At 33.7% G+C, this 14,566-nt stretch carries 11 protein-coding genes and 1 pseudogene; 5 read left to right on the top strand and 7 right to left on the bottom strand.

Translation table 11 applies throughout. The features are described from left to right. Positions 1 to 206: 206 nt before the first annotated feature. From AAA926_RS05805 to AAA926_RS05795, 3 genes are all read right to left on the bottom strand, one after another. A complete protein-coding gene (locus AAA926_RS05805) occupies positions 207 to 1,292 on the bottom strand; it encodes an SLAP domain-containing protein (RefSeq protein WP_338212094.1) in 1,086 nt (361 codons plus the stop codon). A gap of 402 nt (positions 1,293 to 1,694) precedes the next feature. Next, positions 1,695 to 2,426, bottom strand: a complete 732-nt coding sequence (locus tag AAA926_RS05800) for an ABC-2 family transporter permease (protein ID WP_338212093.1) — start codon at positions 2,424 to 2,426, stop codon at positions 1,695 to 1,697. Further along, positions 2,419 to 2,562, bottom strand: a complete 144-nt coding sequence (locus tag AAA926_RS05795; protein ID WP_338212092.1) for a hypothetical protein — start codon at positions 2,560 to 2,562, stop codon at positions 2,419 to 2,421. The genes AAA926_RS05800 and AAA926_RS05795 overlap by 8 nt, the downstream gene beginning before the upstream one ends. A gap of 501 nt (positions 2,563 to 3,063) precedes the next feature. On the opposite strand from AAA926_RS05795, the gene AAA926_RS05790 reads away from it, so the two are divergent. After that, positions 3,064 to 4,416 (top strand): FAD-dependent oxidoreductase, encoded by a 1,353-nt coding sequence (locus tag AAA926_RS05790; RefSeq protein ID WP_198179696.1) that lies wholly within the window; start codon positions 3,064 to 3,066, stop codon positions 4,414 to 4,416. Positions 4,417 to 4,788: 372 nt separating this feature from the next. Here AAA926_RS05790 and AAA926_RS05785 read toward each other — a convergent pair whose 3' ends face one another. From AAA926_RS05785 to AAA926_RS09825, 4 genes are all read right to left on the bottom strand, one after another. After that, positions 4,789 to 6,375 (bottom strand): ATP-binding cassette domain-containing protein, encoded by a 1,587-nt coding sequence (locus AAA926_RS05785; RefSeq protein ID WP_338212091.1) that lies wholly within the window; start codon positions 6,373 to 6,375, stop codon positions 4,789 to 4,791. Positions 6,376 to 6,764: 389 nt separating this feature from the next. Then, on the bottom strand, positions 6,765 to 8,066 hold the full coding sequence (locus AAA926_RS05780; RefSeq protein WP_338212090.1) for an ABC transporter transmembrane domain-containing protein: 1,302 nt from the start codon (positions 8,064 to 8,066) through the stop codon (positions 6,765 to 6,767). 516 nt (positions 8,067 to 8,582) lie between these two features. Then, on the bottom strand, positions 8,583 to 8,672 hold the full coding sequence (locus AAA926_RS09830) for a putative holin-like toxin (RefSeq protein ID WP_081945396.1): 90 nt from the start codon (positions 8,670 to 8,672) through the stop codon (positions 8,583 to 8,585). A 222-nt stretch (positions 8,673 to 8,894) separates the two neighbouring features. Continuing rightward, positions 8,895 to 8,957, bottom strand: a complete 63-nt coding sequence (locus tag AAA926_RS09825; RefSeq protein ID WP_366125402.1) for a putative holin-like toxin — start codon at positions 8,955 to 8,957, stop codon at positions 8,895 to 8,897. 318 nt (positions 8,958 to 9,275) lie between these two features. Between AAA926_RS09825 and AAA926_RS05775 the strand changes: the two genes are divergently transcribed. The 4 genes and pseudogenes from AAA926_RS05775 to AAA926_RS05760 all read left to right on the top strand — a co-directional run. Further along, positions 9,276 to 10,721 (top strand): SLAP domain-containing protein, encoded by a 1,446-nt coding sequence (locus AAA926_RS05775; RefSeq protein ID WP_338212089.1) that lies wholly within the window; start codon positions 9,276 to 9,278, stop codon positions 10,719 to 10,721. A gap of 756 nt (positions 10,722 to 11,477) precedes the next feature. Beyond that, positions 11,478 to 12,161, top strand: a complete 684-nt coding sequence (locus tag AAA926_RS05770) for a hypothetical protein (protein WP_338212088.1) — start codon at positions 11,478 to 11,480, stop codon at positions 12,159 to 12,161. Positions 12,162 to 12,578: 417 nt separating this feature from the next. Next, positions 12,579 to 13,511, top strand: a complete 933-nt coding sequence (locus AAA926_RS05765) for an SLAP domain-containing protein (protein ID WP_338212087.1) — start codon at positions 12,579 to 12,581, stop codon at positions 13,509 to 13,511. A gap of 512 nt (positions 13,512 to 14,023) precedes the next feature. Further along, positions 14,024 to 14,461 (top strand): annotated as a pseudogene (locus AAA926_RS05760) (transposase); the annotation flags it as partial. Positions 14,462 to 14,566 lie beyond the last annotated feature (105 nt).

Raw genomic sequence — 14,566 nt, 5'->3', positions numbered from 1 at the left:
TCAAAAAGTTGCTATCTTTATTTTTGATTGTCTAATTTCTGCAATCAAAACAAGGAATCATATAATTTCATTCTGAACCTTTCTCAGTAATTAATGAAGGTAAAAAATGGTGGGCTTAATTAGGCAAATATCTTAATAAAAAATGCATCCAATAGCTGGCTTTTACTATTAGGTGCATTTAAATTATTTAGTTCTCTTAAAATAATTTATTTGTCTGCCTTTTGCTTAGCGTTTTGCTGGGCTTCTTCTGCAGTGTTACTCGGACTTAATTTTAGGCCAGCAATAAATTTAACATCTTTTTTCTTAACATAGCCATCACCAACATCTATTACAGAGGTTCCTCCTCCTCGTGAGGCAGAGGCGTAAAATTCATGGCCCTTCAAGTGATAAAATAATTCAGCTTTCTTTTCAGTTGGTACCCAAATATAAAGCAATTTATTTACTTTTAAAAACCCACCTTGTTTTCTGATCTTTTGTCCGTGATGATCTTGCTTAGTACCGTCTGCATTGTAAACATCTGTATTTTTATAAAACTTAATGTAAGAATAATGTTCAGAATCATAGTAATGTACAGGCATTTTCTTTTTGGCTTTAACTTCACTGCTCAATAACCAATATTTTGTACCCTTAATATGATAAGTAAATATTTGGGGATCATCTTCATCTCCTCCATTATTTTCAGCATAGTCTACCGTAAATTTTGTACCCCTTTTGGCTTTCTTGGAATAAGTATCGTCTTTAATAAAATCATAAAGTCCAGCTCCTTCTTTTGCAGTTACTGTCACAGTTGTTTCTTCTGTATTAGAACTAATAATCTTACTTAAGTTGCTGGCTTTCACATATTGCTTTTTTGGTCCACCAATGCGGTAGTAACGTTGCCTGTTTTTAAATTTGAAGGAATTGCCATAAGTTGTTATTGTCTTGCCCTTTTTAAGCAAACGGGAGTCAGCCCTCCGAGAGCTTGTAGCGTAAACATAAGAGTTTCGTTTGACCTTGCGTTTAACACCGTCAATGTTACTTGCCTTGATATATTGCTTTTTACCTTTAATTTGATATGCGGGTGCAAACGGCTTAAAAGAAAATGGAATTGGTTGATCATCTAACTTAACCTGAGTGTAAGCTGCATATTTTCCTTTTACTTTATCACCGTATAAATCATAAGCCTGGGCATCGTGCATTACGGTTTTAACAATACTTTTAGCTTCTACAGTATTAGTTTGTTGGTTAAGCACCAGACTTGCAGAAATGCCCAATATAGCAACTGCTAAATAACGAAAAGGTTTTTTAGTCATATAATTTTTACTCCTTTCTCTTAAGACAGGCACTGTTGTTACTGCATCGCTCTTATTTCATAAGAATGCAAAATAAATGATAGCGCAAACATACTCGCTATAATTCATTCTGAACCTTTCTTAGTGATTAATGAAGGTTAAAAATGGTGGGCTTAATTAGGCAAATATCTTAATACAACAGGATGATAATTAATCTACAGCTTTTCTAATAAAAAGAGATACTTGATGGCTTTAAATCATTTGAGCATCCCGCAAACACATAAGTATCTGCATCCGTAGCTGGATCAGATTGGGATAAAACAATGAAAAAACCAAACAGTTTGTTCGCTGCTTAGTTCTTTTCATTTACTCTTTATCAACAAGATGTTTGACAAGAAACTCGTATTTATTTAATTGACAGTTTTAATTTTGCCAGTTGTCGAACACTTTTATAATTAACAAAGTTATAACCATAGTTAAAATTAACGGAATAATCATTTTCCAAGCCGTCAGAGTTTGTACTTGACTGCTAATCGTAGCTTCCCAAAAAGTGATTAATCTTATTTGCCATGCCCAAGGAATCACGGGCCAGATAAAATCAAAAAGACTGGTAATGCTTAAGCCTGAGATTACAACACCAAAAAAGCCCAGAATCATGGCACCACCAACATTAAGCTTTAATACTATCCATTGAGCAAGCTCGTATTGAATAAGACCCAAAAATGCAAAAATAAAACTGGTTAGTAAAATTTTAATAAAGGATATATTATTTATCTGAAAAGCAAATCTTAAAATAAAGAAATAAATTAAACTCATTCCGATAATTTCAAAGAAATATAATAACCAATAATAAAATAGCTGCAGCCCAATAGTTAAGCCTTTTTTGCCGGAATTAGCCAACCAATTTTTACAATGACCAGCTTTTTCTTCGCGATCAAAAACCAGACCGATAACAATGCTAATAACTAGCGGAGAAATAAGCGCCAGCAATTCGTAAAAAGTTATTATCATAACGGATGAGTTTACAATGTTTTTTCTTGTACCATAATAAAATCCCATTAATAATGGATAAGCAATTAAAGTTAACAAATGTAAATATAATAAAAAACTCCGCTTAAGTTTAACGTTTTCTGACCGAAAAATATTTTTAAGCATTTTTAATTACCTGCTTCTTAAATGATCTGGCAGCGAGATAACTGAGCAAAATGAAAAGCAGAATAGCTGCTGCTATAATCCAGTAATTATTTGAACCTGCCACATTATGACTTAGAGGTAATCCGTTAATATTCATTCGTCCAATCAGAACAGTTTAGACGAGAATAAGATAAAAATAGAATCAAGCAGTTTATTAGCTACTTGATTCTTTTCATTTACTCTTTATAAACAAAATTTGACAAAGAAATGTTTTTGCCTTTTCTTTCGGATTTTAAAGTAATAGCAAAAGTTGCAATTTCATTTTGATCTCACATACTTAAATGAACACTTTCCTTTCTCAAATGATATTCTATTTGTACTATTATTTGAGTACTACTTATACTTCTTAGGTTCTTTTTAAATAATTTACTTGGCCGTATTTTACTCAGAAATTATCAGCAAATTTTATATTTAGTGAAATTTGTAAAGTCAATTTATATGGTGGTATTAATTTTTATTACTTTATAAATTTTAATATATATACAAATTAGCTATACTGATGCATCTTTGTATAACTGACACTTTTCTTGTGTTACCATAGGATACAATGAAAGTGCTACAAACGCTTTCAGATACTGATAAAAAGGGGATTTTTTCAATGAATCAAAAAGTAGTCATCATTGGTGCTTCTCATCCAGGTCATGAGGCAGCCATCGAATTATTAGACAGATATAAAGATCTTGATGTCACTATTTATGAAGCAAGTGATTTTGTTTCATTTATGTCTTGCGGAATGAAGCTCTTTTTAGAAGAAAAAACTACCGGACAAGACAATGTACGCAATTTTTCACCTGCTGATCTGGAAAAATTAGGCGGTAAGATTATCAATAATTCACAAGCAGTTGCGTTAAATCCGGCAAATAAGCAAGTTACAATTAAAAATACCCAAACTGGTCAGACTGAAGAAGTTAATTATGACAAATTAATCTTGTCTCCAGGAGTTGATCCACTTCAATTACCTGTTCCAGGGGCAGATTTAGACTACGTTTATTTAATGCGGGGTTACAGTTGGGCTAAAAAGATCAATGAAGCTCTTCATAATGATGAAATTAAAAATATCGTTGTGGTGGGTGCTGGTAACGGAATCGCTGCCGTTGAAGCTGGTGTTTTAGCTGGTAAAAACATGACCTTGGTTGATGCCAGCAACCATATTTTGGCTAATTATTTTTCAAAAGACTTTACCGATGTTTTTGAACAAGAAATGCGCGACAAGGGTGTCGATTTAAAGCTTGATACCAAAGTTACTGGTTTTACCAATGATCACCTAGTCCAAACTGATCATGGTGACATTAAAGCTGATTTAGTCATAGTTGCTGCCGGCATTGTTGCTAATACTGACTGGCTTAAAGATACTATTAATTTAAACCAACGCGGTTATATTGAAACAGACGAATATTTGAGGACTAATCAAAAAGACGTTTATGCTTTGGGTGACGCTATTTGGCCACTGTCAATCCCAGCTAATAAAAGGATGCCAATCCCTTCAGCAGTCGCTGCTCGCCACGAAGCAAATTACTTAGTACAACATTTGTTTGAAGAAAAACCAAGCCGTCCATTCCCAGGTTTAGTGGGCGGACAATTACTAGAATTTGGTGATGTACATGCGGTAGTTAGCGGCCTCCCACAAAAATCTGCTGAATTTGCCGGCATTAATGCTGCAACTAGCATCTACATCGATCATTTGCGTCCAGACTTTATTCCTGCAGATGATAATCCGTTAGGATATATTTCCTTAACTTATAATAAGGACACTCATCAGATTCTGGGAGGTTCAGTTATGTCCAAACATGATATCACCGCTCAAGGCAATGTCTTAAGTTTAGCAATTGGTCATAAATTAACATTAGAAGATTTAGCTGAGCAAGACTTCTTCTTCTCACCAAGTTTTGATCGGCAATGGAATATTTTAAACTTAGCCGCACAACATGCGCTAGGTTTACACAAGTTTTAATTAATTTTAATAGGTGCTAAACCTTGTAAAATACCCCATTTTAGTGTCTTACTATGTTTAGTAAATTTAATAAAAAAAGAAGTTTTGCAACTCTTTAAAAATAATTAGCCACTTGATGTGTGGTTAGTTGATGAAGAAATAAAAGACTGTCCTTAACTACGAAATGAGTTCCGAAAGTTTTCTAACTCTCGGGACTCATTTTAATGATTTTCTTTTTTTCTTCTTAATTTGGATTATTTATCATATCACATATTTTTGTAAAAAAGTTTTGATACAACCTTCTATTTTTAAATAGTGACTTAATTATTTTTTCCCATAACTAAATTATCAGAATTAGCAATCAAAATCCGGTATCATTTCACTGCTGTACTTTTAACTAATTGGGATTAGCTGCTTATCTTCTAATTTGTAGGCATGGGTGAACTTACTTTGCAAGTCCTCTGGAATATGGTGATCAATCTCAACCACTGTCAAGTCGGAAGATAAAATCATTTCATGAATTTCATGAGCAGTTTGTGGGTCAAGGGATGCGGTACCCTCATCAATCAGTAAAAAGTTACGATTATATAAAAGGGCACGAGCAATTTCTATACGTTTCTTTTCCCCACCTGACAAGTTAGTTCCGTCTTCTTGAATTACGGCGTCAAGGCCAATCTTTTGCATTAATGGCGTTAAACCCGCTTCTTGAATGGCATGCTCAATCTCTTGGTCAGAAAAGTCACGCCCCAAAGTCAGGTTAAAACGCAAGGTATCATGAAAAATATTCGAATCCTGGTTGACTTCTCCAAAGTAATCAGGCTGAGGAGAAACAACCTTACCATTTGGTTCAACTAATTCCACTGTTCCCTTGTTCGGTTGGATAATATTTGCCATTAATCTGAGCAATGTGCTTTTACCCTGTCCGCTGCGGCCAGTCAGCAGAATTTTATCACCACGATTAACCGTCAAGCTGGCATTTTGAATAATAGTCTTATCCTGATAGCCAAAAGTCACATCATCGAGTTGCAAGTCTTTGAAATTTATTGTCGTCATCTTGTCACTCAGAGTAGATTGTGGTAATTCCTTGATATCAGTCAGCTTTGTTAACAAAGGTTTAGCCGAGTTAATCGTTGTCATTGACCGGTTGATTGCTAAGATAGAATTCACGATCCAAGAACTGGAATACTGAACCATAATAAAGGAAGAAAGAGGCAAGCGCTTGTCTAAAACAAATAAAATACCAATCCCAATGGGCAGAAAAGATAAAGTATAAGCCAAAATACCTGCCAATAAATTGCTCATGGCAATCGTATTTTCCCGTTTCTGCTTCGCTTCAGCTGTTTCAGTAATTGCCTTCTTACCTTTCAGTAAAAAGAAAGGCATCGCATTATAATCCAAGATTAGGTCAATGTGCTTGAGATAATCCGACATAAATCCTGTGTATTTGCCCACACTAGCACTCCAGGCTTTAGAACTTTCCATAACCCGTTTGGCCATAATTTTTGGGGCAATTGCTGAAATAACTGAAAAAAGCATAAAAACAAGAGTTAGGATAAAGTTCGCATTGATAGCCATAGCCAAACATAGCAGCAGGTTAACAATACAAGTGATTAAATTAAATACTTCTTTGACGTAATTATTTTCTACCAACTCTAAATCATTGGTGACAAATGACAATTTATCAGAAACTGGTCCTTGCTGTTTAATAAAATCTGAAGATAGCAGATCACTGCGCACGTTTTTATTGAAGAGGTAGATGTTCCGATTTAGCGTCCTCTCGTAAAAGTAGCGGGCAACAGTTAATAAGAAAATAATCAGAACAATCAAACAGACTTCTAGAACTACTCGTCTTTTATCACCAGCTTCAACCATGGCAAAAATTTGCGAATAAGACCACGTATTAAAAGGAGTAGCAAGACCTACGATCAGGGTCAACAAAAAACATAGGATTACGCTTTTGTTATCAAAATATTTTTTCATAATTGTTTTTACCTTTCATTTATATTTAACATATTTTGCTAAAATGGTCTTGTTCCATAGAAGCAATATGATCTATCTTGTTTAAATCTTTTCCGTTACTATTTGTTCTTTTAATTTAATCATAATTTTATTTTAAAGTATATATTTATTTTCTAAGAGGTAATTTTTAGTGGCTAAGTGGTTATTACTAAAAAGCTTCCAATGTTAAAAATAAATTTAACCATCAGAAGCAATTAGGAGTTGTTTAGTTCAAAAATACTAACGTTTACCTTTAAAATTTAAATATTATATTAAAAATCATGATTCTAATTACCAAGATAATTTAGGCAAAATAATACACTCAAATTTATTCTAAATTTGAGTGTATTATCAAGACCTATAATTCTTTTTTAGTTTAACTTGGTAATTTTTCTGCTACTTAGTTTATAAACATTATCATGTAATGCCGCAATTTTTTTGTCATGCGTGACTGTCAAAATTGCTTTTCCTTCATCTTTTATCTTTTTAAATAAATCAATGATTGTCTTGGCATTCTCTTCATCTAATGATCCAGTAGGTTCATCCGCCAATACAATGTCTGGATCGTTAATTAAAGCCCTTACTGCAACGGCCCGTTGCTTTTGCCCACCTGATGGGGCTTGCAGGAGAACTTTTTCCCCGGAATCAATTTTTAGATTAACATTGGCAAAAATTTTCTGTTTACCCTGACTAACTCCAGCATCAGTCAATTGTAATGATTGGAACGTATCTGAAGCAGTTGCAGTATTGCTGCCCTGCGGCTTTATCAGCAAGTCGATTTTTTTGATTTTTTGCAAAATCGGTTTTGCCGTTTTAATATCGTTAACTGACCCAAAAATACCAACTACAGGATTAATAAAATTATTAGCCAGTTGTGCGATCATCATAAACGTGCCTAAAGTCAGCCGACCGCTAACAATGAAACTAATACCAATGGCAAAAGGAAGGAACATACTGAAAATATATGCTACTATCATAGTCATCTCATTAGACATACCTTTAGTCCAATTGGTTTTGAAAAGAGCAGTTTCCATTAGCTTCGCTGCTTTAATCAGCCTGTTAACCATTGAAAATTGAACATCATAGATGTTAGCCATTTCTGCTCCAGAATGAGTTTCAATAACAGTATTTGTATAGTTGCTATTGGATTTTTCCCACTTTTCAGAATTTTTTTCGATCTTAGGGCCAAAAACAGACTGAATAACGGCAGGAGTAAATGAAGCCATTAAAAATACCAGCGCAATAATCCAAGAACTAACAAATGCAGAGATTACAGCTGCCAAAAATTGAATTAAATCAGAAATGATTGAAAGCTCTGCCTCAATACTATTAGTTTCAATTTGCTTGAGATCATTAGTCATAAATGAACTGTCAATTTCGTTATGGCCAGCATAGTTATTAACTAAATAATTGGCAGATGCACTTTTTAGGTTAAGATTAATTTCTTCTATAATTTTATAATAGAAATACTGATATATAACGCCGACTATTCCAAATATTAGCAGACCACAAACAGCAAAGACAGTCAGCTTGATTAAGCTGCCTTGAGGCTTTTGGGCGAAATCAATAAATTTTTGAAAAATGAAGGCAACAAAAACAACCTGAAGCGATTTCAAAAAAGCAAAAAAAACGTATAAGGCTATTTTCCATGGGTGTGAGTATTTTATAATCATAGTTTTCCCGTCCAATATTTTTTAAATAGCATTTTGTTAGTCTAGTTCTTCGCTTATAGTATGTATACTCATTTTTAAATTCAATATTGCTCTTAAGCTTGTCCAATAAGCCATGTGAAGAAATTTTTAGCTTAATTATTAAAACTCAGGCTTTTAAATTAATAAAAAAATAAATATTAGATAACCAAAATAATAAGGTTTTAATCTTTAAAAGTCAATAAGATAATTTTATTTTCTTTTAATATTTATACTGAACAATTTCCCGTTAGCACTAATTTTTTCCTTAATCCTATTTTGTAACTGTTAAAAAGAAGATTATAAATGGCAACATGCAATCCCTGACTCAGTCCACTTGTGCAAAATTAATTCAGTCATGATATAATGTAATCATAAAGAAAAGAGGCCTTGCCACTAACAAGACCTCTTTGAAAACAAGCAGCCGCTCTAAAGGCGGTTAGCTGCGTGAGAGATAAAGACTATCCCCAACTTGCTAAAGTATTATTGGGACGGTCTTTTTTATTTCTTGTGATTATTGATATAATCCAACAACACAATAATAAACGTGGCGAATGCCAACATTATTTGTAATGCCTGGTAAACGCTCATTAACTGCTTCTCTTGCTAGCTATGCTAGTCCTATGCTAGTCGCAATCATTACTCAGCCCGTTGTGCAAAATTAATTTAGTCATGATATAATGTAATTGTAAAAAAAGAGGCCTTGCGCTAACAAGACCTCTTTGAAAACAAGCAGCCGCTCTAAAGGCGGTTAGCTGTCTAGGTAATAGAAGACTATCCCTAACTAGCTAAAGTATGATTGGGACGGTCTTTTTATTTCTTGTGATTATTGATATAATCCAACAACACAATAATAAACGTGGCGAATGCCAACATTATTTGTAATGCCTGGTAAACGCTCATTAACTGCTTCTCTTTCTAAAAGATTTCGTGCCATAGGCACCATCTCCTTTCCGGATCAACAGCCAACCGCCCTCAAAACAATTTGCTTGAATTCTAAATTAATTATAACAAATACTGTTTGCATATTGAATAAAAGAAGAGCCAGATAATTAACTAAACGGCTTGGTGTAAATAACTTTCACTCACCTTCACCTTATTAACTTAGTATTAAACTGTTTGAAAACCTATTCAAAGACAGGCTATTATTCTATACTGTATGTAAGGTATTTAATCAATTTTTGAGGTGATTACATGAAATTAAATAAAAAGTTTGTTTATGCTTCCATAGCAAGCATTCTTGCTATTAGTCCTATGATACCCGCAGTAATGCCAAGCAATACAGAAGTATTAGCTGCTAAGACTGATACTCTCACGTTGAATCATAATTCTTATGTTTATACGGCTCAGGGCAAGCGTACTTATTATAACGGTAAAGGAACATTGCGTATGGGCACCACTGTAAACGGTAGTGCCAAAACTACTTCTATTAATGGTAAAAGCTACTATCCTTTAACCGGTGGTGCCTACGTTAAGGCGGCTAATGTTGGTGTTGTCAACAAACAGGTACAAGATGGCAACTTGGAGCTCAATTACAATTCTTATGTTTACGATAAGAATGGTAAACGGCTATACAAATTCCGTGGCAGTAAAAAGAATACGCATTTGCGCAAAGGCACCCCTTTGAAATACTCTGGCTCTGTAGAAAAAATTGACCGGAATAGCAAACAGTATTTCCTAGTCAATGATGACAACTATAATCAGTCATGGCTCCCTTATAAAAAAATTGGCGGCAAATACTACTACAATATTGGAGCCGGTGGCTATGTTAATGCGGCCAATGTTGGGCAGATAGATAATAAACCACTTTACACAACTGATGTAAGTGTGAAAGTTAATACAACTAGTGCTATACGGGTTGGCACCGGTAAAGAGCGTACAAGTATTAAGCCTGGAGAAAAGGTCAAAGTTGATCGCGTCTCTCAAGTATTGTCTGGACCATCATACAGAGCTAGTTATCGCATAAGCGGAACAAAGACAGGCTTTTTCGCCACATCAATAGTAAACAAAAAGCCAAGACAGCAGCTTCTTAACTATACATATTTTACTTATGTTTCTGCCAGCAAGAATATCGATGCTTATGATGCCAACGGACAGGCTCGTTCAAACCTAACGGCAATAAACGGTGCAACTACTTCTTTTGCTAAAGGCACTTTCATACCCGTTGATGAGGTACTATACATTTGGAATAACAAGGAAAACAAGGCTGAGTTATATTACCACCTTGCTCCAAATACAACTGTGAGTGACATTTCTCTCCAGACAATTAACAAAGACAGTATGACTTTTGTTAAAGCAGCTGACAGCAAATTTGTTTCTGGACCATTGTTAAAGCCTGTTAATACAGTAAATGAAGCCAAAACAGATGCCAAGGCAGCTACTGAAACTGATAAACAAGACTTGCAAAAAGCAATCAATCAAGATGAAAAAGTTAAAGCAAGTGAGAATTATCAGCAATACAGACATGAAACATATGATGCAGCTTTAGCATATGCAAAGCAAATTAATAGTTCAAATACAGCCAGCCTGCAAGAGGTTAAACAAATTACACTCACCTTAAAGAATCAACAGAATAGTTGGTTTCTTCCAGCTGATGAATTAAAAGTTAATAGTATGCTGGCTTTAACGAGACCATTGTAAATACTTTTTACCCAGTTTGATAAGCAAAATTATCAAAAATTTAGTTAGATGAGCCATAAAACAAGTTCACATTTTATTAAAAGGAATAATTTTTTGATAGTGTGCTGTAATTTGGGACTGTTTATTAGATTCCAATTGAGGATTAATTTCCGATATTTAACGAAGTTAGTCCTTGAAGTGACCTCCAAATTTAGGACAAATTTGGGGGTTATTTTTTAAGCTTTTTAAAAAATTTGCGACATTCATTTTTGAGCGAAAAAAGAAATGAGTTTGGCAGCTAGATCATACAGCTTATCGCCAAGAAGTTGCCCATTTGATAGGGAATCAGGTGTAAATAAAATATACCCGAGGGCAATAAAAAGGTTTACAAGGATCAAATCAGGCAAGCTGATGTTAGTAGGCTAAAAGAGAATAAAAAATAAATATATAAAAAGCGATCCTCGTGGACCGTCTTAGACGTCTTACAAGTGACTTAACTTGCTTACACGTTTAGTTAAACATGTCTGACGTTATCTAATTCTCTTGTATCATGTAATTACCACAATTCGAGATGTGTTTAATATCGTCAAAGATATTCTTAACGAACTACTTAAGTAGTATAAAAGTGAGACCTAAGATTTTATCTTAGGCTACTTTTATAGGTGTAAATAATTGAGCAAAATTAATTAAAGATATATAATCTCTATATTAAAATATTAATTTATTAAAATGTTATATTATTATAACATTTTAATATACATTATAGGAGAATTAATTATGAAATTTAAGTATATTGTTGGATTAAGTGTTGCTGCTGCAACCTTTGCGACAGTTGCAACTCCATTAGCAGTAACAAGTGTCAAAGCTGAGGCAACAAGTGATAGTGTAAGCAATAACTGTGTATCTGTTAAAGCAGCTAACGCAAGCGATACAAAGACTGTAGTCAATGATAAGGGTGTGTCTGATAAAGCATGGTCTAACAAATTGACTAAAGCTGGTTATGTTTTCAAGTTAGCTAAAAATGTAGCTACTGCTGATGGCGGATTGTTTCAAAGAAAAAATGGCTTACTTAAAAAATATAGTTTGAAGCATGCTAAAAAAATTTTTGCTAAAAACATGTTATTCAAAATAGATCGTGTTGAATCGGAAAAAAATGGTTCCTTAGTTCATATTGTGTCGCAAAATGGCAAATATAAGTTTTGGACTAACTTTTTAACTGGGACATACAATGTAAATGGTCTGAGAAAATCGCTTAAGCCATTAACAAAAACCGAAGCAGAAATAATCAATAATACTTCTAAAGAGAAAATAGCAAAGAAGCTAGTCACTGCTGAAAAATTGGCTAATAAATTAAAGGGTTCAGATAAAAAATTGGCTCAAGAATCAATTACTCAATTGAAGCAATGGATTGATAACGAAGTTTATGCTAATATTCCTGTTCTTCTAATTGGTAACCTGTAAGATAAGTGAACAAGTTTTTTATTTACTGCTGCTATCAAAGTGATTTCTTATTAATTTATGAAGCACATGGAGCAGCTTAAAGTTGAAGGATTAAAAGTAGCAAATAAGCTGAAATGAAGCAATTGGTCTAATTGTGAAATTACCAGGTAACGAAAAAAAGGGAAGACTGATTTAACAGCCTTCCCTTTTGCTATATGGCTTAAAATCCACAAGTATTTATTTGCGCAGTTTTAAGCCTTGTAGCACTAGGTTTCGTAGCAATTTCGCTTAATGAGTATTATGAAAACTAGTGATTGGTCTAATTGGGCTTTTAACTTTTTAATTATAGATTGAAAAGAATATGTATGTTGAAATAAATGGGAATTAGTAGACATTAAAGAAAATAACTATTAAAATTTTAACAGAGAGGTAATTAAAATGAGAAAAAAGAAATTATTTATTAGCATAGCAGCCGGAATATTGGCAGTGACTTCTATATCTACTGTAGCAATAGATGGATACCAAGCTCATGCAGCACAAACTACTAACCAAGATGAAGATGAAAATCAAGAAGTACTGACACTAAATCATCGTACACGAATTTATAACAAAAAAGGCAAAAAAGTATATTCTTACCTTCGAACTAACGGTTTATTACAAAAAGGTAGCTCAATTCAGTATGCTGGTAAGGTTCAAACGACAACTGATGCAATGGCTGAACGTTATTCATTTCATGATATTAACTGGAATTGGTTTTATTTACCTTATGTAACAATTAAAGGTAAAGAGTATTATAATATCGGTCATGGTGGTTATATCAAAGTTGTCAATGTTGCAAAAATAAATGGCAATGATTTATATACTAATGAAGCTTCTGTGACTACTAAGCTCTGGTCAACACAAACTAAAATACCTCTTTACGATAATCAAGGTAAACAGCTTGATAAATATTTAAGTGGTGGACAAAAGATAGTTCTAGATAAAGAAACTAATTCAGAAGAGTTTGGTCCAAAACGTATTAATACTCCACCTGCTATACAAAAATTATATCGGATTAAGGGTACAGATGAATTTATTGGTAATGTCTATATTAAGACCACTCCAAGACAGCTATTACCTTTTTATAGTGTTTTTACACAAGTATATGCTGTAAACGATGCAAAATATTATGATAAAGATGGCAAAGCATTTACAGGTACACTTCTTCGAAAGGGAACAAGCGTATCAGTAAGTACGGCTATTAAAATAATTAATCCAGATAGCAAAAAAGAGGAGCTATATTATCAGCAGGCAGATAATCCTAGATGTTTCTTTAAAGCGTCAGATATCAAGTATCTAGCTGGGCCTAAATTATCGGAGCCGAATAAATAGTTTTAAAGTTTTAACTTTTAATAAAAGGCAAGAAATTTTCATGAAATTTCTTGCCTTTTTGCTTGCTTAATTGTGGATCTATGATCAACAGGAATTTAAGTAAATCTCCACCAATGAACTTATATGGTTCAGGTGCTTATAATGCTGGTGGACATACTCAAACTTAGGAATATACAAATAGATCAAGATCATGGCTGGTAAGTACTAAACCTAAAGACAGTTGGTAATCACAAATTGCTAGAGTTCAATTTCCTTCTTCTAGCAGAGTAAGTCATTATTATAATACTGAAATACCAAGATTATCTTAGCTTAATCGTGCTAGTCGAGAATTTGGTATTAGTTATCAAGACTTGCTTATTGCGTTATCAATGCAAATAAAATACCTTGATTGCCAATGAGGATAATCAGGGTATGAAAGAAAGCTAATCTCTAACTTTTGCAGGGTCATAGATTAGCTTTATCAAATAAATCAAGTATAACAAAGATACTAAAAATTCAAGTAATGAAGTTAAAAGACCTACTTATCACCTATCATTGATGTGTGTACCCAAGAGATTATTTCCTATACTATTTCTTTTAATCCTAATCTTAAGCAAACAATGGACATGTTAAACTGGGCTTGGTACAAATATCCGGTCTAGAATGGTTTAATCATCCACACCGATCAAGGCTGGCAATACCAAAATGCCCAGTTTCAAGCGTGGCTGAAAAACCATGGCATTAGCCAGTCATTGTCACGCAAGGGCAATTCGCTTTATGATGGGTTAATGGAAGGCTTCTTCGGGATACTCAAGCGAGAAATGTTTTATGGATTTGAAAAGCAGTTTAAGAATCTCACTGAACTGGAAGATGCAATCAGAGACTACATTGAGTATTACAATCAGAAAAGAATCAAGATCAAACTAAAAGGACTAACTCCGCTTGAATATCGGCAGTTAGTTCTCACTTAGCATTTAATAAAATGTCCTAATTTTAGGGTTCAAATCACCTTTTTGTTTTGATCTAGTTCCTTTCAACTGAGACTTTTTATAACTATCCACTTGCTATTTACAATA

This window comes from Lactobacillus juensis (assembly GCF_036246285.1).
GTDB lineage: Bacteria > Bacillota > Bacilli > Lactobacillales > Lactobacillaceae > Lactobacillus > Lactobacillus juensis.
The sequence above is the reverse complement of the archived record's forward strand: the minus strand, read 5'-3'. Positions and strand labels throughout refer to the sequence as shown.